Raw genomic sequence first — 24,271 nt, forward strand, 5'->3', positions numbered from 1 at the left:
TGGATGCCTGAATGCCTGCGGTGTCTGATACACCCATCGCCAGCAAGCTGGCTCCTACAGGAAGCATGCATTCCCCTGTAGGAGCCAGCTTGCTGGCGATCAGCGATCCATCAGATCAACAGACGCAAAATCTCCGGCATCATGGTCATGGCCGCCAGGTTGTTGATCACCAGCATGTCGATCAGCTTGAGCACCATGAAGGCGAGGATCGGCGAGATGTCCAGGCCGCCCATGCTTGGCAGGATGCGGCGAAATGGCGCCAGGGCCGGCTCGCAGATCTGGTTGACCAGTTCGGCGCCAGGGTTATGGCTACCCGGGGCGACCCACGACAGGATCACGCTGATGATCAGTGCAAAGAAGAAGATCTTCAGGAACAGCGCGGTCACGCCGATGAGCGACCAGATCAGCAATTGCAGCGGGTTACCGGTGGTGCCGTAGGTCAGCAGCAGGGTCAGGGCCATCAGTGCCATCTGCACAAGGATCGCCAGCACCAGCGAGGACATGTCCAGGCCAAACAGGCTCGGAATGATCCGGCGCAGTGGTTTGAGCAGTGGCTGGGTGGCCTTGACGACGAACTGGCACAGCGGGTTGTAGAAGTTGGCGCGCACCAGTTGCAGCACAAAACGCAGCAGCACGATCAGCAGGTACAGGCTGCCCAGGGTTTGCAGCACGTAGACCGCTGCGGTGTTCAATCCAATCATGTCAGGCTCCTTATTGACCCAGTTGTTCGGCCATCTCGGCCGAGCGGTGCTTTGCTGCGCCCAATGCTTTTTCGACCAGGGCTTCGAAGCCACCCGCCTGGAACGATTTGATTGCAGCTTCTGTGGTGCCGGCTGGCGATGTTACACGGCGGCGCAATTCGGCAGCGTCCACATCACTGGACACCGCCATGTGCGCAGCACCCAGTGCGGTTTGCAGGGTCAGTTGGGCGGCGATGTCGGCAGGCAGGCCGAGTTTCACCCCGGCGGCGGTCATGGCTTCGATCAGCAGGAAGAAATACGCCGGACCGGAGCCGGAAACGGCGGTGACCGCGTCGAGTTGCAACTCCTCATCCAGCCACAGGGCGATGCCCACGGCCGACAGCAGCTCTTGCGCCTGCTGGCGTTGCTCGCCGGTGACTTGGGGGGTGGCGAACAGGCCGCTCACGCCCTGGCGCAACAATGCCGGGGTGTTGGGCATGCAGCGCACGATCGGCTGTGCGCCCAGCCAATTGTTCATGCTGGCGCAGGTGATGCCGGCCGCGATGGACACCACCAGTTGGTTCGGCGCGAGGCTTGGGCGAAGGGCTTCGCACACGGCTTTCATGGCTTGTGGCTTGACGGCCAGCACGACCACGTCCGCGCCCTGAATGGCCGCTGCGTTGTCGGCGAAGGTTTCAATGCCGTGTTCGGCGCTCACTTTGGCGCGGGTTTCAGCGCCTGGATCGCTGGCGCGGATCTGCGCGGCGTCCAGACCCTTGGCGCGCAGGCCGCCGATCAGGCTGGCCGCCATGTTGCCGGCACCGATGAAGGCAATGCGAGTCTTGCTCATGTCAGGTCCTTATAAAAAGAGGTGTCAGCCATTGTTCAGGGCTGGCCTTGCATGTGTGGATAGTCGCGGGCGCCGAACAGGGCCGTACCGATGCGGACCCAGGTGGCGCCTTGGGCGATGGCGGACTCGAGGTCATGGCTCATGCCCATGGACAAGGTGTCGAGTGGCAGTTGAAGGCTGGCTTGCAGGCTTTTCACTGCAGCAAATGCGGCGTCCTGGGCGGCGCGATCTTCCGTCGGCTCGGGGATGGCCATCAACCCGCGCAACTTGAGGCGCGGCAGTTCGCTGATGGCTTGGGCCAGTGCGGGAAGGTCGGCCGGGGTGCAGCCGGACTTGCTGGCTTCACCGCTGACATTGACCTGGATACAGATGTTCAGGGGCGGCAGATCCGCCGGACGTTGCTCGGACAGGCGTTGTGCAATTTTCAGACGATCCACGGAGTGCACCCAGGCGAAGTGTTCGGCAATAGCGCGAGTCTTGTTCGACTGAATGGGGCCGATGAAGTGCCAGATCAAGGGCAGGTCGGCCAATTCGAGCTGTTTGCTCAAGGCTTCCTGCAGGTAGTTCTCACCAAAATCGCGCAGGCCTGCGGCGTGCGCTTCACGCAGCTCGTGTGCAGGCTTGGTCTTGCTCACTGCCAACAGCTGCACGCTGTGCTCGTCGCGGTGGGCGGCGAGGGCGGCAGCCCGGATGCGTGAACTAACCAGGGCAATGTTGTCTGCTATCGTGGACATTCAAGAGGCGCCAGCGGTCTGAGGTTGGCGGCATTCTACTGGAATTGAGGAGTGCTATGGATATCACTGAGCTGCTGGCGTTCAGCGCCAAACAAGGCGCGTCCGACCTGCACCTGTCTGCCGGGCTGCCGCCGATGATTCGCGTTGATGGCGACGTGCGGCGCATCAACCTGCCGGCCCTGGATCACAAGGAGGTTCAGGCGCTGGTCTACGACATCATGAATGACACCCAGCGCATGGAGTTCGAGAAGCACCTGGAAACCGACTTTTCCTTTGACGTGCCCGGTGTTGCGCGCTTCAGGGTCAATGCATTCAATCAGAACCGGGGGGCGGGGGCGGTGTTTCGGACCATTCCGTCAAAGGTCCTGAGCATGGACGACCTGGGCATGGGCGAGGTGTTTCGCCGGATCACCGAATCGCCCCGAGGCCTGGTGCTGGTGACCGGGCCGACCGGTTCGGGCAAGTCCACGACCCTGGCGGCGATGATCGATTACCTCAACAACAATCGACATCACCACATCCTGACCATCGAAGATCCGATCGAATTCGTCCACGAATCGCGCAAATGCCTGATCAATCAGCGCGAAGTCCACCGTGATACCCGCAGTTTCGCCACCGCCTTGCGCTCGGCGCTGCGGGAAGACCCGGACGTGATCCTGGTGGGTGAGATGCGTGACCTGGAAACCATTCGACTGGCGCTGACGGCGGCGGAAACCGGTCATCTGGTGTTCGGCACCCTGCACACCACGTCGGCGGCAAAAACCATTGACCGGGTGATGGACGTATTTCCGGGGGATGAGAAGTCGATGGTGCGCTCGATGCTGTCAGAGTCCCTGCTGGCGGTCGTTTCGCAAACGCTGGTCAAGAAAGTCGGCGGTGGGCGCATTGCGGCACATGAAATCATGCTGGGCACGTCGGCGATCCGTAATCTGATTCGCGAGGACAAGGTCGCGCAGATGTATTCGTCGATCCAGACGGGCGGGAGCCTGGGCATGCAGACCCTGGATATGTGCTTGAAGGAACTGGTGACCAAGGGCCTGATCACTCGCGATCATGCGCGGGAGAAGGCGCGGTCGCCGGATAATTTTTGAGGGAATGAGGGGCTTTCAAGGTACATCTCGCGAGCAGGCTCGCTCCCACGCTGGATCGTGATCGACACAAATCCTCTGTGGGAGCGAGCCTGCTCGCGATGGCGATGCATCAGATCACCGCTGAACCACCTGCAGGCCGCTCTTCTCTTTCGGCAGAACCCGCTTGGCAACAACGTAGTGCTGCTCCCAATACGGCTTCTTCAGCGTATCGATGGTCACAGACTTGCCACGACGCGGTGCGTGGATGAAGCGGTCGTTGCCCAGGTAGATGGCAACGTGATTGACTCGACGGCTCTTGATGTTGAAGAAAATCAAGTCGCCCGGTTTCAGGTCCTTGCGATCGACTTTCTCGCCATGAGCGCTGGCCATGGCGTTCGAGGTGCGTGGCAGGTCGAACGTGGCATCGTTGAATGCGTATTTCACCAGGCCGCTGCAATCGAAGCCTTTACTTGGGCTGCTGCCGCCCCAACGGTAAGGCGTACCCAGGACGTTTACGGCACGGCTCAGCACGTTGCTGCTTTCCTTGGTACCCATCGGTGGGACCAGGCCGCTTTTGCTGCTGAGCTGTGGAGCTGCTTTGACCGATTTCTTGCTTTTGCTCGCGGGAGCAGAAGCATGGGATTTTGGGGTGTAACCATTAACGTTCGGAAGACGTTGCTCACGATTGGTGGCGTGGGCGGCCAGTGGCAATAATAGGCAAATGGTTAGCCATGTCTTGAAAAATGGACGCATTAGGCAAGGCTCGTATGGATTAGCGCGAAACTTTATAACAGCTTTTTTTGGCTTCCCGAGGCCGTTGGTCGATTCCGCCAGGTTCTAAGGGAACCAAATGAGCGGCAAAAAGACGCAATTGTCCGACAGAAGTCCGCTGCTATAAGGGTTTGAAGCCATACAAGTCTGCACCTGCCATCCGTCGGGGACTCGTAAAAAAGTCACAAAGATTTAAAGAATATTTATCTATCGTGTGAATTGAGGTCATCCATGAACACCTATCAACAGCCCGTTTCGCATCACGACACCCATAGCAAGGTGGTCGGCTACCTGCTGTGGATTTTCGGTTTTACCGGCGCGCACCGCTTTTATTACGGCAAGCCGGTGACCGGGACGATCTGGTTTTTCACGTTCGGACTGCTGGGGATTGGCTGGCTGATCGACGTGTTCCTGATCCCGGCCATGGATCGTGAAGCGGACCTGCGTTTTACCTCGGGGCCCATCGAATACAACGTCGCGTGGATTTTGCTGACATTCCTCGGGGTGTTCGGCGTGCACCGGATGTACCAGGGGAGGTGGATCAGCGGCTTGGTGTACCTGGTAACGGGTGGGTTGTTCTTCCTGGGGGTGCTGTATGACTTCTGGACGCTTAATGATCAGGTATCGGTGCGTAACGCGCAGAACAGGGGCACCTTCCAATAACCCTTGCTGATACAGGGCGCCAAACCCTGTAACAGCCGGATGGGGGCAGATCAACGTTTTCAGTCCGGGGTCTCGCCGTACAGGCTGATGCGATGCTCGCCCGTTATTTCAATTTCATAGGTGTGTCCGTCAAACATTCTGCCAGCGGTGGTCAGGATCTCCAGTACAGGGGCCCTGTTGCCGGCGATGGAATCGAATTTTTTCGGGAGGGCGCTCACAACCGCAGTGAGTTCCCAACTGGCATCTGCATGACGGATAAAACTCCCTTCGGCTTTCAAGGTGATCTTGCCCAGATAGGTACCGGTTACCCGACTGCTGTCGAACGTGTCGTAGACGAACGCTTGTTCACTAAAACGGTAGCTGCCAGCCTCAGCGTTGTTGGCGATGGCGTCCGTCAGTGACGGGATATCCACAGCCTTGAGATTCAGTTCAATGTTGTTGATGTTGACGCTAAGGCTTTCGCCATTACCCCACAAGTAATGAGCGAATGCCTTGACCGGGCTGAACGTGCCCCCTGAGAGTTCGCCGGTGATTTTCTCGTAGCGGGTGCTGTAACCGCTTGCCGAAGCCTGCGCCAGGGCCTCCTCCGGGCTCATGTATTTCTGCGCTGCGAAGGCATCGGCCAGGCTGAAGTTGACCAGCTTATGTTTGAAATAGGCGTGGGTCACGGTCGGGCAACTATTGAGCAGGTAGTCATCGCATTCAGTGATTTCCCACAGTTCCTGTATGGCGCCGATGGCGTCACCGTACTTGATTGCCCTGTTTGCCAGTTTCAATTCATAACTGAAAGCGTCGAGGGTGCTTTTCATTTCCAGCCACACCAGAAACCTGTCCATGTCGCCGGAGGAAATGACCGGACCCTTGGCCAGCGGGAGCGAATAGCTGAAACCGTCAGTGGTGATCGTGGCCGTTGAAGGATCATCCCACTGCGCGGTGGCGGGTTTCTCCCACTTGAAGTTTTCATCCAGGGTGAGTCCACCGAATTCACCGCGGGTGTCGATTGGGGGTAATGTCAGCTCATATTTCATTGTTACTCCTTTGCCCTGTGGTGCAGAGCTCAATCGGGTTTCTTGGCCTGATTGATAGTAAAAGAGTAACTGACTGTCGGATCCAATATCTCTGTAGGCTAATTCCGATAAGCGTGAAAGATTGTTCAGCTCGCGGGGCAGTATATTTCCTGATTTAAAAGATATGCACTGTGGGTTTCGGCGATGTTTCCGGTATGTTTATGTCGCTTTCAAAATTATATGGGTTTTTAATGTGGGCGGATTTTAAGATTAACCATCTGGTGGGCGATTAAAAAAATTGCATTCAAACTGTAAAAAAATGAAATGGCCATATGGTTTGGTGTGAGCCAATAGATAGCGCTGACAACAGTCAGGATGAAAGATGCTGCAGGGGTGAAAGTTAATAAGGCTATTTGAAAAGCTTTTCCAGTTTTCGAAGTCGGAGATATTTTATTAAGGAGTCGTTGGGTGAAGTGGGTGCCGATGAGTATGAAAAATACAATAAATACTGAGGCTATCGGAATGATGGCGGAGTCTTGACTAGTGTTATATGTAGAGTCTGCATGGTTTTTTATTATCATGGCGATCGCGATCGCGACCGCAGCGGTTGCGAAGGTGACTAATGGATACGTCCAGTTCATCGATTTTCCTCCATTGACGTTTCTCCATGCTTTTTGAATTTTAATTGATAAACAGGCTGACAGAGTCCTGTAGTTCTGTAGGTTGGATCGGATAAGGAGGAAGGGAGTATCAAACTAGGAGCGATTACAGAATGTTTCGTACGCAAAGCTTTATAAAAGCTTATAGGCTTGGCAGAAATTTCTGACGAGGAATGTGCGTGTCGTATCTGATTTAAACGCGCGTCAATTCGGGTGGAGGGTAAGTGCCTGGTGTCTTTGAAGTGAGTTATGTTCGTGGATGTTTACCGCATGAGGGGGCAATCTGGTGCCCCCTATGCAGTATATTACGCTTGGTGACTGATCCGCCCATCCACCAGGGTGTAACGCACCACGCCCGGCAAGCTGTGTCCGATGAACGGGCAGTTCTCGCCCTTGGACAACCAGCGCTCACCGGCCACGGTCGAAGCCGTCGGGTCGAATAGCACGATGTCGGCGGCGCCACCCACCGTCAGTTTGCCGGCCGGCAGGCGCAATGCTTCGGCAGGGCCGGCACTCAGGCGCGCCAGCAGCGTCGGCAGGTCCAGCAGACCATCGTCCACCAGTGTCATCGCCAGCGGCAGCAGCAGTTCGACGCTGCTGATGCCTGGTTCGGTCGCGCCGAAAGGTGCGAGTTTGGCGTCGCGCTCGTGGGGTTGGTGATGACTGGAGATCGCCGAAACCACCCCCGACTTCACCGCCTCGCGCAGGCCGTCGCGGTCGGCGCGGGTGCGCAGCGGCGGCTGGACGTGATAGAGGCTGCTGAAGTCGATCAGAGCCTCGTCGGTCAGGATCAACTGATACAGGGCGACATCGGCGGTCACCGGCAGGCCGCGGGCCTGGGCCTGGGCAATCAGGGCCACACCGCGGGCGCTGGTCAGTTGGCTGAAGTGCGCGCGCACGCCGCTTTGCTCGACCAGCAGCAGGTCGCGGGCCAGGGCGACGGTTTCGGCGGTTTCCGGGATGCCCGGCAAGCCGAGGAAGCTGGCCGTCGGACCTTCATGGGCCAGACCACCTTCGGCCAGGTCATGGTCCTGTGAGTTGAAAATCACGGTCAGGTCGAAAGTCGCCGCGTATTCCAGCGCCCGGCACAGGGTGCGGGTATTGCGGAAACTCTCCAGGCCGTTGCCAAATGCCACGCAACCGGCATCGCGCAATGCCACGAGCTCGGCGAGCTGTTCGCCGTCCAGGCCCTTGCTCAAGGCGCCAATCGGGAAGACCTTGGTGTTGCCGGCCTCGCGGGCGCGGTCGAGGATCAATTCGGCCACGGCGGAGGTGTCCAGCACCGGTTTTGTCTTCGGCGGGCAGCACAGGCTGGTCACGCCGCCGGCAGCGGCTGCGCGCGTTTCGCTGACAATCGAGCCTTTGCGGCTGTAGCCCGGTTCACGCAGGGCGACGTTCAGGTCGACCAGCCCAGGGGCGGCCACCAGGCCCTTGGCATCGATGGACTCGACGGCCACGAAACCGGCGGGTGCGGCGCCGAGGGCGACGATCTTGCAGGCTTCGATATGAATATCGGTAACTTGATCCAGGCCGCTGGCTGGATCGATGACGCGGGCGCCGAGAATGCTGAGCTTCACTGGGCGTTCTCCTGTTCGAATTGGCGCTGCGCAGTCTGCCCGCTCATGGCCATGGACAGCACTGCCATGCGAATGGCGATGCCGTAGGTCACCTGGTTGAGAATCACCGAGTGCGGTCCATCGGCTACCGCCGACTCGATTTCCACCCCGCGGTTGATCGGGCCCGGATGCATCACGATGCAGTCCGGCTTGGCGCCGGCCAGGCGTGCGGTGGTCAGGCCGAACAGGCGGTAGAACTCGCCTTCGCTCGGCAGCAGGCCACCGGCCATGCGTTCGCGTTGCAGGCGCAGCATGATGACCACATCGACGTCTTTGAGGCCTTCGGCCATGTCGGTATAGACCTTCACGCCGTACTGTTCGATGCCGATCGGCAGCAGGGTTTTCGGTGCGATCACGCGGATGTCGGGGCAACCGAGGGTTTTGAGCGCCAGCATGTTCGAGCGCGCCACCCGCGAGTGCAGGATGTCGCCAACGATGGCTACCGACAGGTTTTCGAAACTGCCCTTGTGCCGGCGGATCGTCAGCATGTCGAGCATGCCCTGGGTCGGGTGCGCATGCCGGCCGTCGCCGCCATTGATGATCGCCACCTGTGGGCACACATGCTCGGCGATGAAGTGCGCGGCACCGGAATCACCGTGGCGCACGACGAACATGTCGGCGGCCATGGCTTCAAGGTTGCGCAGCGTATCGAGCAGCGTTTCGCCCTTGCTTGCCGACGAAGTGGACACGTTCAGGGTGATCACGTCGGCGGAGAGGCGTTGGGCGGCCAGTTCGAAGGTGGTGCGGGTGCGGGTGGAGTTCTCGAAGAACACGTTGCACACGGTCTTGCCGCGTAGCAGCGGGACTTTCTTGACCGCCCGGGCACCGACTTCGAGGAACGAGTCGGCAGTGTCGAGGATTTCCGTCAGCAGCTCGCGGCGCAAGCCGTCGAGCGAGAGGAAGTGGCGCAGCTGGCCCTGATCATTGAGCTGCAGCGGGCGCTTGGTGTCTAGAGGCGTCATCGCGAGGGGGACTCTCAATAGGGCGGATTAAAGGGCGAGGTCTTGCAGCTCGAGCTGAAGTTCCGGCCCGGACAGTTTCACCCTCTCATGGGCGGCAAGCGTCAGGGTGGCGCCGAGCACGTTCGGGCGGATAGGCAGCTCGCCAGCGTCCAGGTCCAGCAGGCAGACCAGTGTCACGCTGGCCGGGCGACCGTAGTCGAACAGTTCGTTCATCGCCGCGCGGATGGTGCGGCCACTCATCAGCACATCGTCGATCAACACCAGGTCCTGGCCTTCGATTTCGAAGGGCAGCGCCGAAGGACGCACTTGCGGGTGCAGGCCGTTCTGGCTGAAGTCGTCGCGGTAGAAGGAAACGTCGAGCGTGCCGAGCGGTTCTTCACTGCCCAGCTCTTTGAGCAGGGCCTGGGCCACCCACACGCCGCCGGTACGGATACCGATGTAGCGCGGTTCGCTGATGCCCCGGTGTTCCAGGTGTGCCTTGAGACGGATCGCCATCTGGCTGATCAGTTCGGCGGGATTTGGCAGGCTCATGGTTGCTCCTTCTTGGGCCCGAGACCGCTGAAGCTTGATGGGTTCGGGTTATCACTAAAAGAGCCGCTAGGCGGCTCTTCCGGGTTGAATGCATCAGGTGTCGAACAGCTCGCCGTTTTCGTCGAGCCAACCCTGCAACAGCAGGGCGGCGGCAATGGCGTCAACGGGGTTGTCACGGTAACTGCCTTTTTGCCCACCACGCGCCAGGCGTTCGCCCTTGGCCTCGAACGTGGTCAGGCGTTCGTCATGGGTATAGAAGGGCAGGTTGAAACGGCCATTGAGTCGCCGGGCGAATTTTTCTGCGCGGGCGCACATGTCGCTCGGCGTGCCATCCATGTTCAGCGGCAGGCCGACCACCACGGCGTCGGGCTTCCACTCTTTGATGAGGGCTTCGACCTGGTTCCAGTCGGGAATGCCATTTTGTGCCTTCAACGTGCACAGCTCGCGGGCTTGGCCGGTCACGACCTGGCCGACTGCCACGCCGATCTGTTTGGTGCCGTAGTCGAAACCCAGGATCAGGCGCAAAGCCATCAGGCGTGCCCCGCCTGGCTGGTGAGCAGGCTGAGGTTGATGCCCAGATGTTTGGCCGCGGCGTCCAGGCGCAGTTCGCTGCTGGTGTTGAACAGGATGTCTGCGTCGTACGGGCAGGTCAGCCAGGCGTTTTGCGCAAGCTCCGATTCCAGTTGCCCCGCTTCCCAGCCGGCGTAGCCCAGGGTGATCAGGCTCCTGGCGGGACCGACGCCGTCAGCGATGGCAAACAGCACGTCCTGGGAGGTGGACAGCGAGAGCTCGCCTTCCAGATCGACGGTCGCCTGGTATTTCTGCCCCGAGGGGTGCAGGACAAAACCGCGATCGGTCTGCACCGGGCCACCGATGAAAATCGGTACATGCTGGCACAGCGCCGGCGGTTCGATGTCTGGGCGAAGTTGTTCGAGAATGTCGGCCAGGTTCAGCTCTTGCGGGCGGTTGACCACCAGCCCCATGGCACCGTTGGCCGTGTGCTCGACGATATAGGTCAAGGTGTGCGCAAAGTTCGGGTCGGCCATATGTGGCATGGCGATCAGGAAGTGATGCTTGAGGTAGCTGGGGCTGACATTTTTCATGAGCGCTAGTGTGGCGTTCGGGGGGCGAACTGACAAGCTGGGGATGCACCGTAAAACGAATTCACCCTCAACTGTAGGAGGCAGGGGAGCAGCGATCAGTTGCTGGACAGGCGATCCCCACGGGCGAATTTCCAGGTGCGGATGATTTCCAGGCGGTCGATGTCCGACAGGTCGCCGGTGAACGGTGCGAACGGTGCGGCCAGCCTGACAATGCGCTGGGCGGCCTGGTCCAGCAGCGGTTGCCCGGAGGATTCGAGCACCAGCACTTCATACAGCGAGCCGTCGCGGTTGATCGAGACCATCAGTCGCAGGTTGCCGTAGATCTGTTTGCGCCGGGCTTCGTCGGGATAATTGAGGTTGCCGATACGCTCGACCTTCTTGCGCCATTCATCCTTGTACCAGGCGCCCTTGTCGCGCATGGTCGAGGCGGCGCTCAGGCGGTGGATGCGCGGGCGCTTGGCGTAGAGCTGTTGTTCCTGGGCCAGCTCCGCTTCCAGGCTGGCGATGTCGCTGGACAGTTGTTCACTGTCAAATGTCGGTGCGGCCACTGCAGGCTTGGTGACGGGTTTGGGTTCTTCGGTCTTGGCTGCTGCTTTTTTCGGCTTCGGCGCGACGGTGGTGACGGCGGCCTTGGGCGCAGTTTCCTGGACTTGTGGCTTGGCTGCCGGCGGCGGGGTGACCTTCTGCACCTTGTTGTCCTGGAACGGTGCGACCTCGGTGGTCTTGGGGATCGCCTTTTTGTCCAGGGTGCCGCTGCCTTCCTGGTTTTCCTGAGCGAGAAAATCGGCCTTTTGCGGCTTCTTTTCACTCTTGAAGGTGGCGAGGGTGATTTCCAGGGTCTTGCTGATCTGCTGGGGCTCGACCATGGTGAAGCCGACGCCCAGTAACAACGCCAGGTGAATCAACGCCGCCAGAAACAGGGTAAATCCGAGGCGATCGGCCGGGCGCACGCCACGATGGGCGAGTTCAGCGGGGAGATCGGACGGAAGTGTCATGGCAAAAAAAACCACCATAGCGTTTTCATGGGGCGGGCATGATAACGCAATGGTGGTTTTTAGCTGCAAGCTTCAAGGTGCAAGCGACAAGCTGTCGCTGCTCTTACGCTTGCGGCTCGCAGCTTGCAGCTTGCAGCTTCTTCTCAATGGCCTCCATCAGCATGCCGCCGATGTCGGTGCCGAAGGCATTATCGATCTCACGAATGCAGGTCGGACTGGTGACGTTGATCTCGGTCAGGTGCTCGCCGATCACGTCCAGGCCCACGAACAGCAAACCTTTGGCGCGCAGGGTCGGGCCGACTTGCGCGGCAATCCAGCGATCTTTCTCGCTGAGCGGACGGGCTTCGCCACGACCACCGGCCGCCAGGTTCCCACGGGTTTCGCCAGCGGCCGGGATCCGCGCCAGGCAGTAGTCCACAGGCTCGCCGTCGATCATCAGGATGCGTTTGTCGCCGTCCTTGATCGCCGGCAGGTACGCCTGGCCCATGATCTGCTGGTTGCCCAGGGAGGTCAGGGTCTCCAGGATCACCGACAGGTTCGGATCGCCTGCGCGGTGACGGAAGATCGAGGTGCCACCCATGCCGTCCAGCGGCTTGAGAATCACATCGCCATGTTTGGCGGCGAATTCACGCAATACGTCGGCGCGGCGGCTCACCACGGTCGGCGGCGTGCACTGCGGGAACAGCGTGGCGAACAGCTTTTCATTGCAGTCACGCAGGCTTTGCGGCTTGTTGACCACCAGCACGCCGGCGCTCTCGGCCTGTTCCAGCAAGTAGGTGCAATAGACGAATTCCATGTCGAACGGCGGATCCTTGCGCATCAGGATCACGTCGAGGTCGCTGAGCAGGGCGTCTTGCTCGGACTCCAGTTCGAACCATTTTTCCGGGTTGGCAAACACTTTCAGTGGACGCATGCGCGCCCGCGCCTGGCCCTCGAGCTGATAGAGGTCGCGCTGTTCCATATAGAACAGTTCCCAGCCGCGTTTCTGCGCGGCCAACAGCATGGCCAGCGAGCTATCCTTCTTATAGGAGATGCTGGCGATAGGGTCCATGACAATCCCGACGCGAACGCTCATGGGTCATTCCTCAAAAAATGGGGGCTGTTGATGACCTGTAGGAGCGAGCATGCTCGCGATGGACTGGAAAACACCGCGGGGTGTCAGGCTGCCAGCGTTATCGTTGGCGACCATCGCGAGCATGCTCGCTCCTACAGAAGATCAGAAGATCAGAAGATCGGCGTAAAAAGTGGCGTCAGATTGGCGCCGAGTGTGTCCCCGGTCAAGGAAAAACCATCGAGCAGGCTGGCCGATAGATTGCGTTTGGAGACTGTGCTAAAAAGGCTGCCATGTCGTACGGACCCTTGCTTATCAAGGGTTTCGAGCCACCGAAGGTCCGAAAACGGACAAAATGATTCGCAAAGGCGACGGTAGAGCATTTATGGATCAGCATTCCAGCGCCTTGAAGGTCATGGTGATCGACGATTCGAAGACGATTCGCCGCACCGCCGAAACGCTGCTCAAGAACGTGGGGTGTGAGGTCATTACGGCCATCGACGGTTTTGATGCCCTGGCCAAGATTGCCGACAATCATCCAGGCATCATCTTTGTGGACATCATGATGCCGCGTCTGGATGGCTATCAGACCTGCGCCCTGATCAAGAACAATCACGCGTTCAAGTCCACACCTGTGATCATGCTGTCCTCCAAGGACGGGCTTTTCGACAAAGCCAAGGGGCGCATTGTCGGTTCTGATCAGTTTTTGACCAAGCCATTCAGCAAGGACGAATTGCTGAGCGCGATCCAGGCCCATGTTCCGGGCTTCGCCGCCGTATTGCCGCAACAGGACATGCAGTGACGCTTGGCCAGCGGGCCCGGCGTCGACAAGAAAAATGGGGAAAACCATGGCACGTATTCTGATCGTCGATGATTCGCCGACTGAAATGTACAAATTGACCGGCATGCTGGAAAAACACGGTCACGAAGTGTTGAAAGCCGAGAACGGCGCCGACGGCGTAGCGCTTGCCCGCCAGGAAAAGCCCGACGCGGTGCTGATGGACATCGTCATGCCTGGCCTGAACGGTTTCCAGGCAACCCGCCAGTTGACCAAGGACCCGGAAACCGGGCACATCCCGGTGATCATCATCACCACCAAGGACCAGGAAACCGACAAGGTCTGGGGCACGCGCCAGGGCGCCAGGGATTACCTGACCAAACCGGTCGATGAAGACACCCTGATCAAGACGCTGAACAACGTGCTGGCCGGTTGATCGTCCGGCCATGACCGAGTCGCTGACCGCCTTCGAACTGTTGTTGCAGATCGACCAGCGCTGCCGCCTGCTGGCGGCGGACCTGCCGTCGCAACCAACTCGACAGGACGGCTGGAGTGGCATCGGCTTTCGCTTGGGGGAGCACTGGTACGTCGCGCCGATGGGCGAAGTCAGCGAAATACTCCACGAGCCAAGGTTCACCCCGCTGCCAGGGGTCAAGCCCTGGGTCAAGGGCGTGGCCAACCTGCGTGGGCGCCTCCTGCCGATGATGGATCTGTGTGGATTCTTCGGTCATGAACTCTCACCCGTACGCAAGCAGCGACGGGTGCTGGTGGTGGAGCATGCGGACGTATTTGCCGGGTTGTTGGTCGATGAGGTGTGCGGTTTGCAGCACTTCGAGCAGGACAGTTTCGAGCCGCTGCCGGTGGGGGAGCGACAGGGCGCCAAGGCTGAGTTCGTCAGCGGGCATTTCAAGCGTGAATATGACTGGCGGGTGTTCAGTCTGTTTGCGCTGGCGCGGTCTGCAAGTTTCATGAATGTAGCGGTGTAGTTGCAGCAACAGAGAACCCATTGTGGGAGCGGGCTTGCTCGCGAAAGCGGTGTGCCAGTCGAAACTTGTGTTGCCTGACACACCGCTTTCGCGAGCAAGCCCGCTCCCACAGCGGAGTCTTGAGCTAGGTCAAAAAGGCGAGGTTCAAATGGGCGAGGACCGATGACAAAAGCAAAACCAGGCAGGCCGGAAGGATCGCGCAGCCGATCGCAGATCATCGTGCTGTTCATCGCGCTGATCATCTTCATCATGCTGCTGTTTGCCAACTTCGCTTACCTCAATACGCAGGCCACGTACGACAAACAGTACATCGGCCACGCCGGCGAGCTGCGCGTGCTGTCCCAGCGCATCGCCAAGAACGCGACCGAGGCGGCCGCCGGCAAGGCGGCCGCCTTCAAATTGCTGAGTGATGCGCGCAACGATTTCGCCCAGCGCTGGGGCTACCTGAAGAAAGGCGACCCGGCCACCGGCCTGCCGCCGGCGCCGTCGAGCGTGCGCCCGGAAATGCGCGCGGTACAGATGGACTGGGAGCGCCTGCTGAAAAACACCGATGCGATCCTGTCCAGTGAACAGACCGTGCTGTCCCTGCATCAGGTGGCCGCGACCCTGGCCGAAACCGTTCCGCAGTTGCAGATCGAGTACGAAAAGGTTGTCGAAATCCTCCTGCAGCGGGGCGCCCCGGCTGCACAGGTGGCGATGGCTCAGCGCCAGTCGCTGCTGGCTGAGCGGATCCTCGGCGCGGTGAACACCGTGCTGTCCGGCGACGAGAATTCTCAACAGGCTGCCGATGCGTTTGGCCGCGATGCCACCCGTTTCGGCCAGGTGCTCACCGGCATGTTGCAGGGTAATCCGGCACTGAAGATCAGCCAGGTCGAGGACCACGATGCCCGCGCCCGGTTGCTCGAGATTTCCGAGCTGTTCGAGTTCGTCTCGGGGTCGGTGGATGAGATCCTCGAAACCTCGCCGGAACTGTTCAAGGTTCGTGAGTCGGCGACCAATATTTTCAGCCTGTCACAAACCCTGCTGGACGAAGCCTCGCAATTGGCCGTGCGCCTGGAGAACCTGGCCGGTGGGCGCGACACCGACACCATCGGCGGCTACGTGCTGGGTTTGCTGGCCCTGGCCTCGATCATCCTCATCGGCCTGGTGATGGTGCGTGAGACCAATCGCCAGCTGCGCGAGACCGCCGAGAAGAATGAACGCAACCAGAACGCGATCATGCGTCTGCTCGACGAAATCGAAGACCTGGCCGACGGCGACCTCACCGTGACCGCCTCGGTCACCGAAGACTTCACCGGGACCATCGCCGACTCGATCAACTATTCCGTGGACCAATTGCGCGATCTGGTGGCCACGATCAACCTCACCGCTGGCCAGGTTGCGGCTGCGGTGCAGGAAACCCAGGCCACCGCGATGCATCTGGCGCAGGCTTCGGAACATCAGGCCCAGCAGATCAGCGAAGCCTCCACCGCGATCAACGACATGGCGCAATCGATCGATCAGGTGTCGGCCAATGCTGCCGAATCCTCGGCGGTGGCCGAGCGCTCGGTGGAAATCGCCAACAAGGGAAACGAGGTGGTGCACAACACCATCCACGGCATGGACAACATTCGCGAGCAGATCCAGGACACCGCCAAGCGCATCAAGCGCCTGGGCGAGTCGTCACAGGAAATCGGCGATATTGTCAGCCTGATCGATGACATTGCCGATCAGACCAACATCCTCGCCCTGAACGCGGCTATCCAGGCGTCGATGGCCGGCGACGCCGGACGTGGTTTTGCGGTGGTCGCCGATGAAGTCCAGCGGCTGGCCGAGCGCTCATCCGCCGCGACCCGGCAGATCGAAACCCTGGTGCGGGCGATCCAGACCGACACCAACGAAGCGGTCATCTCCATGGAGCAGACCACCACCGAGGTGGTACGCGGCGCGCGCCTGGCGCAGGATGCCGGAGTGGCACTGGAAGAAATCGAAGGGGTCTCCAAGACCCTGGCGGCGCTGATCCAGAGTATCTCCAACGCCGCGCAGCAACAGACCTCGTCGGCCGGCCAGATTTCCCTGACGATGAACGTGATCCAGCAAATCACTACGCAGACCTCGTCCGGTTCCACCGCCACGGCTGACAGCATCGGCAACCTGGCGAAAATGGCCAGCCAGTTGCGCCGCTCGGTGTCGGGTTTCACCTTGCCGGCCGCCAAGGCGCAGACTGTGGATAAAGTGTGACGCGCGCTTGTATGGACAGTGATCGGAGTCGTTATGGCTGATCGGCACGACTATGTGGCCCTCGAGTGGGTCAAGGGCGAGATTGCCGAAACGTTGAAAGTGGCTCATCAGGCGATGGAAACGTTGCTCGATGACCCACAGGCGACGCACGCCCTGGATGAATGCCTGGCGTGCATCCATCAGGTTCACGGCAGCCTGCAGATGGTCGAGTTCTACGGTGCGGCCCTGCTCGCCGAGGAAATGGAACAGTTGGCCAGCGCTGTGCGGCAGAAACGCGTCAGCCATCGGGACGAGGCGATCCATCTGCTGATGCAGGCCCTCGGTCAATTACCGGTCTACCTGGACCGAGTGCAGGGCGCCCGTCGCGACCTGCCGTTGGCGGTATTGCCACTGATCAACGATCTGCGCAGCCTGCGCGGCGAGAGCCTGCTTTCGGAAACCAGCTTGTTCGCTCCGCAATGGCAAGACCTGCCGCCCCTCGATGAAGAGGCGCTGACGTTGCTGGAACCGACGGACTTGCCGAATGTGTTGCGCAAATGGCGTCAGATGATGCAAATGGCCCTGGTCGGGTTGCTGCGCGAACAGGATGACGAGACGCACCTGGCTTACCTGGCCAAGGTGTTTTCCCGTCTTGAAGGGCTGTGCGGCGATGCGCCTCTTGGCCCGTTGTGGCAAGTGGCGTCAGCGCTGGTCGAAGGCATGCGCGACGGTGTGATTGCCAACAGCCCGGCCTTGCGCAGCCTGTTGAAGGACGCCGACAAGGAACTCAAGCGCATGCTCGAACAGGGCATGTCCGCGATCAACCAGCCGGCGCCGCAGGAGCTGTTCAAGAGCCTGCTGTTCTACATCGCCAAGGCGGAACACCCTACCGGGCAAATGCAGACCATGAAAGATCGCTATGCACTGGACGACGCGCTGCCAGGCAGCGCAATGGCCGACGAAGAGCACGTGCGGTTGGCCGGTCCCGACCGCGATGCGATGCGTTCGGTCCTGGCCGCGCTGTGCGAAGAGTTGGTTCGGGTCAAGGAACGCCTCGACCTGTTCGTGCGCAGCGACCGCCAGCACACCGCTGACCTCGACAGCCTGCTCGCGCCGTTACGACAGATCGCCGACACCCTGGCGGTGCTCGGTTTCGGCCAGCCACGCAAGGTCATTATCGATCAGCTGGCGATGGTACTGAGCCTGGTCCAGGGCCAGCGCGAACCCGACGATGCGGTTCTCATGGATGTCGCCGGGGCCTTGCTCTACGTCGAGGCGACCCTGGCGGGCATGGTGGGCACCGTCGAGCCCCAAAGCCAGGAAGACACCCTGCCGACTATCGACCTGACGCAGATCCACCAGATCGTGATCAAGGAAGCGCGTATCTGTCTGCAACAGGCCAAGGACATGATCGTCGACTACATCGATGCAGACTGGGATCGCCAGACCCTGCAACCGCTGCCTGCGTTGCTCACCCAGGTGCGCGGCGCGCTGGCTTTGATCGCGCTGGGCAGGGCGGCGAGCCTGGTCGAAACCGCCAATCACTTTATCCGCGAGCATTTGCTGGTAGAGCCGGGGCAACCTGACTGGGAGGAACTGGACAGCCTGGCCGACGTCATCACCAGCATCGAGTATTACCTGGAGCGTCTGAGCGACGACCCCGAGGCGGCCAGCGAACAGTTGCTTGACGTCGCCGAAACCAGCCTGGCGTCGCTCGGCTTTTTCCCTCGCGAAAACGATGTGCCCGTACTCGAAGATGTCCTGAGCCCCAGCGAAGCGCAGGTCATGCAGGATTTGCAGGAGCTGGACGATCCCGACGTCGTCCAGACCCTCGCCGATGTACTGACCAGCCCTTCGACGGCGGTCAACCCGCCAGCGCTCAGCTCCCCAGGCAGCCTCCTGCCACCTCCCCCGGCGAAGCGCCGGTGGACGAGGAATTGCGTGAAGTGTTCCTTGAGGAAACAGACGAGGTCCTCGACATCCTGCGTGAATATTTGCCGCGTTGGCGGGCCGATCCTGCCGATGACACGAGCCTGGTTGAATTGCGCAGGGCCTTTCACACCCTCAAGGGCAGTGGACGGATGGTCCGCGCTCTGGTGCTGGGAGAGCTGGCCTGGACCGTGGAAAACCTGCTCAACCGTGTGCTGGAGCACAGCGTTCAGCCCGGCCCGGAGGTCCAAAAGCTGCTTGGGGATGTGTTGGAGTTGTTGCCGGGCCTGATCGAGGAGTACGCCGCTCATGCCCAGCGACAGCGCGCCGACGTCGACCAGTTGGCCGCCCGCGCTCACGCCCTCGCCAAAGGCGACGAGCCGCAGGCCGATGAAGACGTTCAGGACGTTGCAGCGCTGGACCCGTTGTTGCTGGAGATCTTCCGCAAGGAAGCCGAGACCCACCTGGCCAGCCTTGATCGTTACCTCGACCAGGCCGCCGAGCACGTGCCGTTGCCCGCCAGTGACGAGCTGCAACGCGCGTTGCACACGCTCAAGGGCAGCGCGTCGATGGCTGGCGTGCAGCCTATCTACGAGCTGGCGGTGCCACTGGACATGTTGGCCCGTGAGTACAAGGCGCACCTGATCGCCCTGGACCTGGACGAGGTCGAATTGCTGCTGGAGGCCGAGGGCCTGTTCCGGGTTGGCTTGCGGCAGTTGAAGGTCGATCCACTGGCACCGATTCCCGGTGCCGCCTCACTGGTCCAGCGAGCCCGAGCAATATTGGCCGAGCGGCTGGAAACCGCGTTGACCACTCCTAGCGCGGCGCAGCGAACCAGGCGCGACCCGCAGTTGATCAACAACTTTCTGGCCCAGGGCATGGATATCCTGCTGGACGCCGAGAGCCTGTTGCAGCGCTGGCAGCAGCATCCCGGCGAACGCCAGGAACTCAGTGCGTTGCTCGATGAACTCACCACCCTTGGAGAAGGTGCGCACCTGGCCGACCTGCACCCGGTGGACGAACTCTGCGAAGCCTTGCTCGACCTGTATGGCGCGGTGGAAGAAAGCAGTCTGGCCGTCAGCGAACGGTTTTTCCACGAGGCACAAGGCGCCCATGAAGCGCTGATCAACATGCTCGACGAACTGGCCGCTGGCCAGGAAGTCAGCCCGGCGCCTGCACGGATCCGGGCCTTGCGCGAATTGCTCGACGAAGGCCTCGACCCCTCCGCCATGGGCCTGATTCGCAGCGATGGCAGCCGAAGTCTGAGCATCCGCGAGTTGAGTGATGCCACGGCGCAACTCGAGCAAAGCGAACCGCCAGCCGGGGTGGACGAGGAGATCGTCACGATCTTTCTCGAAGAGGCGGTGGACATCCTTGAAAGCGCTGGCCAGGCCTTGCAGCGGTGGCTGGACGATCCGGAAAACGCCGCACCGCTGCTCTCATTGCAGCGCGATCTGCACACGCTCAAGGGCGGTGCGCGGATGGCCGAGGTCGAGCCGGTTGGCGATCTCGCCCATGAATTGGAAAGCCTCTATGAAGGGCTGGTAGATCGTCGCTATAACCACGCCGAGGCACTGGCGCTGCTGCTTCAACAAAGCCATGACCGGCTCGCGCAACTGCTTGAGCAGTTACAGACCCGAAAACCGTTGAGCGATCCGGCAGAGCTGATCGAAGCCATCCGCGAATTTCGCCAGGGCAAGGCCGGCGCGCCCGAAGTCGCCGAGCCGACACGGGTTGAGGAGTCGTCGGCGCATGATCCGGAATTGCTCGAAATCTTCCTCGAGGAAGGCTTCGACATCATCGAGAATTCCGGTGCAGCGTTAGTGCGCTGGCAGGCCGAACCTTCGAACCGCCAGGAAGTGGAAACCCTGCTGCGCGATCTGCACACGCTCAAAGGTGGCGCGCGGATGGTGGAAATCGCGCCCATCGGCGATCTGGCCCATGAGCTGGAATTCCTCTATGAAGGCTTGTCGGCCGGCGTGTTGAAACCCACCGACGCATTGTTCGGCCTGTTGCAGGGCAGCCATGACCGGTTGGCACAAATGCTCGACGCCACCCGCGCCGGGCAACCGCTGCCGCCGGCAGATCGGTTGATCGATGCGATCCGCAACTTCAGTCATCCGCAGGAAGCGGTGGCCACTGTACCGGTGGCTCCCAAGGTCGAGACGCCCGTGCCACAGGCCGATGCCGGCGCCGACATGGTCAAGGTTTCGGCGGAACTGCTCGACGATCTGGTCAACCTCGCCGGGGAAACCTCAATTTTCCATGGCCGCATCGAACAGCAGGCCAATGATGCGCACGTGACGCTCAACGAGATGGAAACCACTATTGAGCGCATGCGCGATCAACTGCGCCGGCTCGACACGGAAACCCAGGGGCGGATTCTCAGCCGCCAGCAAGTGGATGCCGAGCGTTCGGGCTACGAAGAGTTCGACCCCCTGGAAATGGATCGTCACTCGCAATTGCAGCAACTGTCGCGGGCGCTGTTCGAGTCCGCTTCGGATTTGCTCGATCTCAAGGAAACCCTCGACCGGCGCAATCAGGATGCACAGAACCTGCTGCAACAGCAGGGCCGCATCAACAGCGAATTGCAGGAAGGCCTGATGCGCACGCGCATGGTGCCCTTCGAGCGCATGCTGCCACGCCTGAAACGCATCGTCCGCCAGGTCGCCAGTGAGTTGGGCAAGGACGTGGCCTTCGTCGTGGGCAATGCCGAGGGCGAGATGGACCGCAACATGCTGGAGCGCATGGCGGCGCCGCTGGAACACATGCTGCGCAACGCCGTCGATCATGGCCTTGAGTCGGCCGAGGCGCGCGTGGCAGCGGGCAAGCCGGCGCAGGGACGGATTACCCTTGACCTGTCTCGGGAAGGCGGCGACATGATTTTCGACATTCGCGACGACGGCGCCGGCGTGCCGCTGGACGCGGTGCGGCGCAAGGCGATCAAGCGCGGCTTGCTGTCCCCGGACAGCGACCTCAGCGATCGCGACGTGCTGCAATTCATCCTGCAGCCAGGGTTTTCCACTGCCGAGAAAATCACCCAGATATCCGGGCGTGGCGTGGGCATGGACGTGGTCCATGAAGAGGTCCGGCAACTGGGCGGCAACATGAGCATCGAGTCCGTGCCGGGGCAGGGCGTTCATTTTCGCATTCGCCTGCCGTTCACCGTGTCAGTCAACCGCGCGCTGATGGTGCACTGTGGCGAGGATCAATATGCGATCCCGCTCAACACCATCGACGGCATCGTGCGTGTGCTGCCCGTTGAGCTCGAAGAGCATTACCGACTCGATCCGCCGACTTACCAGTACGCCGGGCAGCGCTATGAGTTGTGCTACCTGGGCGAACTGCTGAACACCGGCTCTCGCCCGAAACTGCTCGGCCAGAGCCAGCCGTTGCCGGTGTTGCTGGTGCAATGCAATGAACGTCACGTCGCCGTGCAGGTCGACGCCATGGCCGGCACCCGGGAAATCGTGGTGAAAAGTCTTGGCCCCCAATTTGCGGCGGTCCAGGGGTTATCGGGTGCGACGATCCTTGGCGACGGCCGGGTGGTGCTGATTCTCGACCTGCTGGCCCCCATTCGCGCCATGCAGGCGCGGGTGGCGCAACGCGCGCCAGGACAGGTCAGCGAGGCCGAGGCGCACAAGCCGTTGCTGGTGCTGGTGCTGGTGGTGGATGATTCGGTCACGGTACGCAAGGTGACCAGCCGCTTGCTCGAACGACACGGCATGAGCGTGCTGACGGCCAAAGACGGTGTCGATGCCATGCTGTTGCTCGAAGATCACATGCCCGACCTGATGCTGCTGGATATCGAGATGCCGCGCATGGACGGTTTTGAAGTCGCCACCCAGGTGCGCGCCGACGAACGGTTGCGGCATCTGCCGATCATCATGATTACTTCGCGTACCGGACAGAAACACCGGGATCGCGCCATGGCGATTGGCGTCAACGACTACCTTGGCAAGCCCTACCAGGAATCGGTGTTGCTCGACAGCATCGCGTTGTGGAGCAAAACCCATGCTTGAACACCGCACCAGCAACCTGACCGGGCTTTTGTTGCCCCTGGCCGACCGCACGCTGATCCTGCCGAACGTGGCGATCGCCGAGTTGATCGACTACCAGGCCGGCGCGTTCGATCTCGACACGCCACCGTGGTACCTGGGTCGTGTCACCTGGCGTAACCGGCAGATACCGCTGATCAGTTTCGAGTCGGCCTGTGGCAACAAGATCGTGATCGGCGAACGCGCCCGTATCGTCGTCCTCAACGCCTTGGGCGGCCGCCCGGAACTGAAATTCATCGCCATGCTGGTCCAGGGCATCCCGCGCTCCTACAAGCTCGACAGCCAGTTGAGCTATGTCGATGTGCCGTTGTGCCCGTTGGAAAAAGCGGCGGTGCAGGTGGCTGACCAGGTGGCGAAGGTGCCGGATTTGTTGGGGGTGGAAGAGATGTTGGCGGCGGCGGGGTTGGGCTGAGTCTTGAAGATTCCCAAAAAGGGACCTATCGTTCCTTTTTTGGGACCGATAGGTGGTTGTCGTGAATACGCTTTCCCTGAGTAATGCTCTGTTTACGGCTACCCAGCAAAAGGTGCTGGGGCTGATATTCGGGAAACCTGAGCGCAGTTTCTACACCAATGAGATCGCTCGATGGGCACAGATGGGAAAAGGTAGCCTCGTACGAGAACTGGACAGACTGCAGCGAGCGGGTGTGCTGACCATGTTCCGGCAGGGTAATCAGATTCACTATCAGGCCAATCCCGACTGTCCAATTTATGCCGAGTTGCTGGGCATCACCCGCAAGACATTTGGCATTGCCGATCCTGTTCGTGATGCACTGCAGCCGTTCTCCAGTCAGCTCATCTGGGCATTCATCTATGGGTCCGTTGCCAAGGACGAGGCAAACGCATCCAGTGACATTGATCTCATGTTGATCGGTCAGGGCCTGAACTACAGTGACGTGATGGAGCGGCTTTTACCTCTGGAAGAACAGCTGGGCCGCCCCCTGAACCCGACGCTGTACACCCCTGACGACTGGATGACAAAACTGTCCGCCGAGAATAGCTTCGTCGTGCGTGTAGCGCAGCAGGACAAAATCAACTTGATGGGCGCGAGCCTGTTGGAGTCCACGGATGGGCGGCAACGAGAATCTGGAGAATCTGTTACGTAGTGGTGGATTAAAAGCCGAACCACCAGATCGCAGGGAGTGCGAAGGGTTAATGCGCTCGGCAGCAGATCGTCTCAAGGATGCACAAACGGCGTCATTATCGTTCGCCGGTCGCTTCGACCTGGCCTATAACGCCGCTCATGCCATTGCATTGACTGCATTGCGCCTGAGCGGATATCGGTCCGATAAACGTTATCTGGTTTTTCAGTGTCTGGTGCATACCGCCGATGTGAACAGGGTCGAGGTACGGCTGTTAGCACTGTGCCATGAACGACGCAATTTGGCGGAATATGAGGGGTACATGGATGACGACGAGCCGTTACTGGCGCAGTTGCTGCAAATTGCCGAACAGCTGTCGAAGCAAGTGCGGGCACAGCTAACTTGCCTCTGATATGCATGATCATTTGAAGTACCCATCGCGAGCAGGCTCGCCCCCACAGTAAGTTTATGGTGTTCACGAGACCTGTGGGAGCGGGCTTGCCCGCGATGGCGTCAGCACAGCCAACCATTACCCTGACCGTAACGATCC

General features: G+C 60.4%; 22 protein-coding genes and 1 pseudogene. 10 read left to right on the forward strand and 13 right to left on the reverse strand.

Translation table 11 applies throughout. From position 1 onward, the window contains the following. Nucleotides 1–110: 110 nt before the first annotated feature. Genes AB4O36_RS27730 through AB4O36_RS27740 form a run of 3 tightly spaced genes read right to left on the reverse strand, consistent with a single transcriptional unit; the run spans nucleotide 111 to nucleotide 2,264 of the window. Nucleotides 111–701, reverse strand: coding sequence for a YggT family protein (locus AB4O36_RS27730; RefSeq protein WP_460120024.1), 591 nt, complete (start codon nucleotides 699–701; stop codon nucleotides 111–113). A gap of 10 nt (nucleotides 702–711) precedes the next feature. Further along, nucleotides 712–1,530 (reverse strand): pyrroline-5-carboxylate reductase, encoded by an 819-nt coding sequence (gene proC / locus AB4O36_RS27735; protein ID WP_460140738.1) that lies wholly within the window; start codon nucleotides 1,528–1,530, stop codon nucleotides 712–714. A 35-nt stretch (nucleotides 1,531–1,565) separates the two neighbouring features. After that, nucleotides 1,566–2,264, reverse strand: coding sequence for a YggS family pyridoxal phosphate-dependent enzyme (locus tag AB4O36_RS27740; protein WP_460140739.1), 699 nt, complete (start codon nucleotides 2,262–2,264; stop codon nucleotides 1,566–1,568). A gap of 56 nt (nucleotides 2,265–2,320) precedes the next feature. On the opposite strand from AB4O36_RS27740, the gene AB4O36_RS27745 reads away from it, so the two are divergent. Continuing rightward, nucleotides 2,321–3,355, forward strand: a complete 1,035-nt coding sequence (locus AB4O36_RS27745) for a type IV pilus twitching motility protein PilT (RefSeq protein ID WP_460140740.1) — start codon at nucleotides 2,321–2,323, stop codon at nucleotides 3,353–3,355. A gap of 114 nt (nucleotides 3,356–3,469) precedes the next feature. Here AB4O36_RS27745 and AB4O36_RS27750 read toward each other — a convergent pair whose 3' ends face one another. Then, the gene (locus tag AB4O36_RS27750; RefSeq protein WP_460140741.1) at nucleotides 3,470–4,087 is read right to left on the reverse strand and encodes a C40 family peptidase; all 618 of its coding nucleotides are present in this window, start codon (nucleotides 4,085–4,087) and stop codon (nucleotides 3,470–3,472) included. Between the two features lie 249 nt (nucleotides 4,088–4,336). Here AB4O36_RS27750 and AB4O36_RS27755 point away from each other — a divergent pair, with 249 nt between their 5' ends. After that, nucleotides 4,337–4,768: an NINE protein gene (locus AB4O36_RS27755; protein ID WP_460140742.1), complete on the forward strand. Its 432-nt coding sequence runs from the start codon at nucleotides 4,337–4,339 to the stop codon at nucleotides 4,766–4,768. Between the two features lie 59 nt (nucleotides 4,769–4,827). On the opposite strand, the gene AB4O36_RS27760 is transcribed toward AB4O36_RS27755, so the two are convergent. From AB4O36_RS27760 to gshB, 9 genes are all read right to left on the reverse strand, one after another. After that, entirely contained in the window at nucleotides 4,828–5,796 is a 969-nt protein-coding gene (locus AB4O36_RS27760; RefSeq protein ID WP_460140743.1) for a lipid II-degrading bacteriocin, read from the reverse strand. Nucleotides 5,797–6,023: 227 nt separating this feature from the next. Next, nucleotides 6,024–6,416, reverse strand: coding sequence for a hypothetical protein (locus AB4O36_RS27765; RefSeq protein WP_460140744.1), 393 nt, complete (start codon nucleotides 6,414–6,416; stop codon nucleotides 6,024–6,026). A 323-nt stretch (nucleotides 6,417–6,739) separates the two neighbouring features. Beyond that, complete coding sequence (locus tag AB4O36_RS27770) at nucleotides 6,740–8,011, reverse strand: dihydroorotase (protein ID WP_460120040.1); 1,272 nt, start codon at nucleotides 8,009–8,011, stop codon at nucleotides 6,740–6,742. Continuing rightward, nucleotides 8,008–9,012: an aspartate carbamoyltransferase catalytic subunit gene (locus AB4O36_RS27775; RefSeq protein WP_460120042.1), complete on the reverse strand. Its 1,005-nt coding sequence runs from the start codon at nucleotides 9,010–9,012 to the stop codon at nucleotides 8,008–8,010. Before AB4O36_RS27775 ends, AB4O36_RS27770 begins: the two co-directional genes overlap by 4 nt. A gap of 27 nt (nucleotides 9,013–9,039) precedes the next feature. Continuing rightward, the gene (gene pyrR, locus AB4O36_RS27780; RefSeq protein WP_460120044.1) at nucleotides 9,040–9,543 is read right to left on the reverse strand and encodes a bifunctional pyr operon transcriptional regulator/uracil phosphoribosyltransferase PyrR; all 504 of its coding nucleotides are present in this window, start codon (nucleotides 9,541–9,543) and stop codon (nucleotides 9,040–9,042) included. Nucleotides 9,544–9,636: 93 nt separating this feature from the next. Beyond that, nucleotides 9,637–10,074 carry a Holliday junction resolvase RuvX gene (gene ruvX / locus AB4O36_RS27785; RefSeq protein WP_371050549.1) on the reverse strand — a complete coding sequence of 146 codons (438 nt, stop codon included), beginning with the start codon at nucleotides 10,072–10,074 and terminating at the stop codon, nucleotides 9,637–9,639. Next, nucleotides 10,074–10,646 (reverse strand): YqgE/AlgH family protein, encoded by a 573-nt coding sequence (locus tag AB4O36_RS27790; protein WP_460120046.1) that lies wholly within the window; start codon nucleotides 10,644–10,646, stop codon nucleotides 10,074–10,076. Before AB4O36_RS27790 ends, ruvX begins: the two co-directional genes overlap by 1 nt. 95 nt (nucleotides 10,647–10,741) lie before the next feature. Next, nucleotides 10,742–11,641, reverse strand: coding sequence for a TonB family protein (locus AB4O36_RS27795; protein WP_460120048.1), 900 nt, complete (start codon nucleotides 11,639–11,641; stop codon nucleotides 10,742–10,744). Between the two features lie 103 nt (nucleotides 11,642–11,744). After that, a complete protein-coding gene (gene gshB, locus AB4O36_RS27800; RefSeq protein WP_460120050.1) occupies nucleotides 11,745–12,716 on the reverse strand; it encodes a glutathione synthase in 972 nt (323 codons plus the stop codon). Nucleotides 12,717–13,077: 361 nt separating this feature from the next. On the opposite strand from gshB, the gene pilG reads away from it, so the two are divergent. From pilG to AB4O36_RS27840, 8 genes and pseudogenes are all read left to right on the forward strand, one after another. Then, nucleotides 13,078–13,494, forward strand: a complete 417-nt coding sequence (gene pilG, locus AB4O36_RS27805; protein WP_460120052.1) for a twitching motility response regulator PilG — start codon at nucleotides 13,078–13,080, stop codon at nucleotides 13,492–13,494. 46 nt (nucleotides 13,495–13,540) lie between these two features. Beyond that, the gene (gene pilH, locus AB4O36_RS27810; RefSeq protein ID WP_007987790.1) at nucleotides 13,541–13,906 is read left to right on the forward strand and encodes a twitching motility response regulator PilH; all 366 of its coding nucleotides are present in this window, start codon (nucleotides 13,541–13,543) and stop codon (nucleotides 13,904–13,906) included. A 10-nt stretch (nucleotides 13,907–13,916) separates the two neighbouring features. Then, nucleotides 13,917–14,456 (forward strand): chemotaxis protein CheW, encoded by a 540-nt coding sequence (locus AB4O36_RS27815; RefSeq protein WP_460120054.1) that lies wholly within the window; start codon nucleotides 13,917–13,919, stop codon nucleotides 14,454–14,456. Nucleotides 14,457–14,618: 162 nt separating this feature from the next. Beyond that, nucleotides 14,619–16,676 carry a methyl-accepting chemotaxis protein gene (locus AB4O36_RS27820; protein ID WP_460120056.1) on the forward strand — a complete coding sequence of 686 codons (2,058 nt, stop codon included), beginning with the start codon at nucleotides 14,619–14,621 and terminating at the stop codon, nucleotides 16,674–16,676. Between the two features lie 33 nt (nucleotides 16,677–16,709). Continuing rightward, nucleotides 16,710–22,606, forward strand: a pseudogene (locus tag AB4O36_RS27825) (Hpt domain-containing protein). Beyond that, nucleotides 22,599–23,054 (forward strand): chemotaxis protein CheW, encoded by a 456-nt coding sequence (locus AB4O36_RS27830; protein WP_460120058.1) that lies wholly within the window; start codon nucleotides 22,599–22,601, stop codon nucleotides 23,052–23,054. Before AB4O36_RS27825 ends, AB4O36_RS27830 begins: the two are co-directional and overlap by 8 nt. A 61-nt stretch (nucleotides 23,055–23,115) precedes the next feature. Then, nucleotides 23,116–23,745, forward strand: a complete 630-nt coding sequence (locus AB4O36_RS27835) for a transcriptional regulator (RefSeq protein WP_460120060.1) — start codon at nucleotides 23,116–23,118, stop codon at nucleotides 23,743–23,745. Continuing rightward, nucleotides 23,708–24,133, forward strand: coding sequence for a hypothetical protein (locus AB4O36_RS27840; RefSeq protein ID WP_460120062.1), 426 nt, complete (start codon nucleotides 23,708–23,710; stop codon nucleotides 24,131–24,133). The genes AB4O36_RS27835 and AB4O36_RS27840 overlap by 38 nt, the downstream gene beginning before the upstream one ends. The last annotated feature ends 138 nt before the right edge of the window (nucleotides 24,134–24,271 follow it).

Source organism: Pseudomonas sp. S2_E01 (assembly GCF_054668365.1).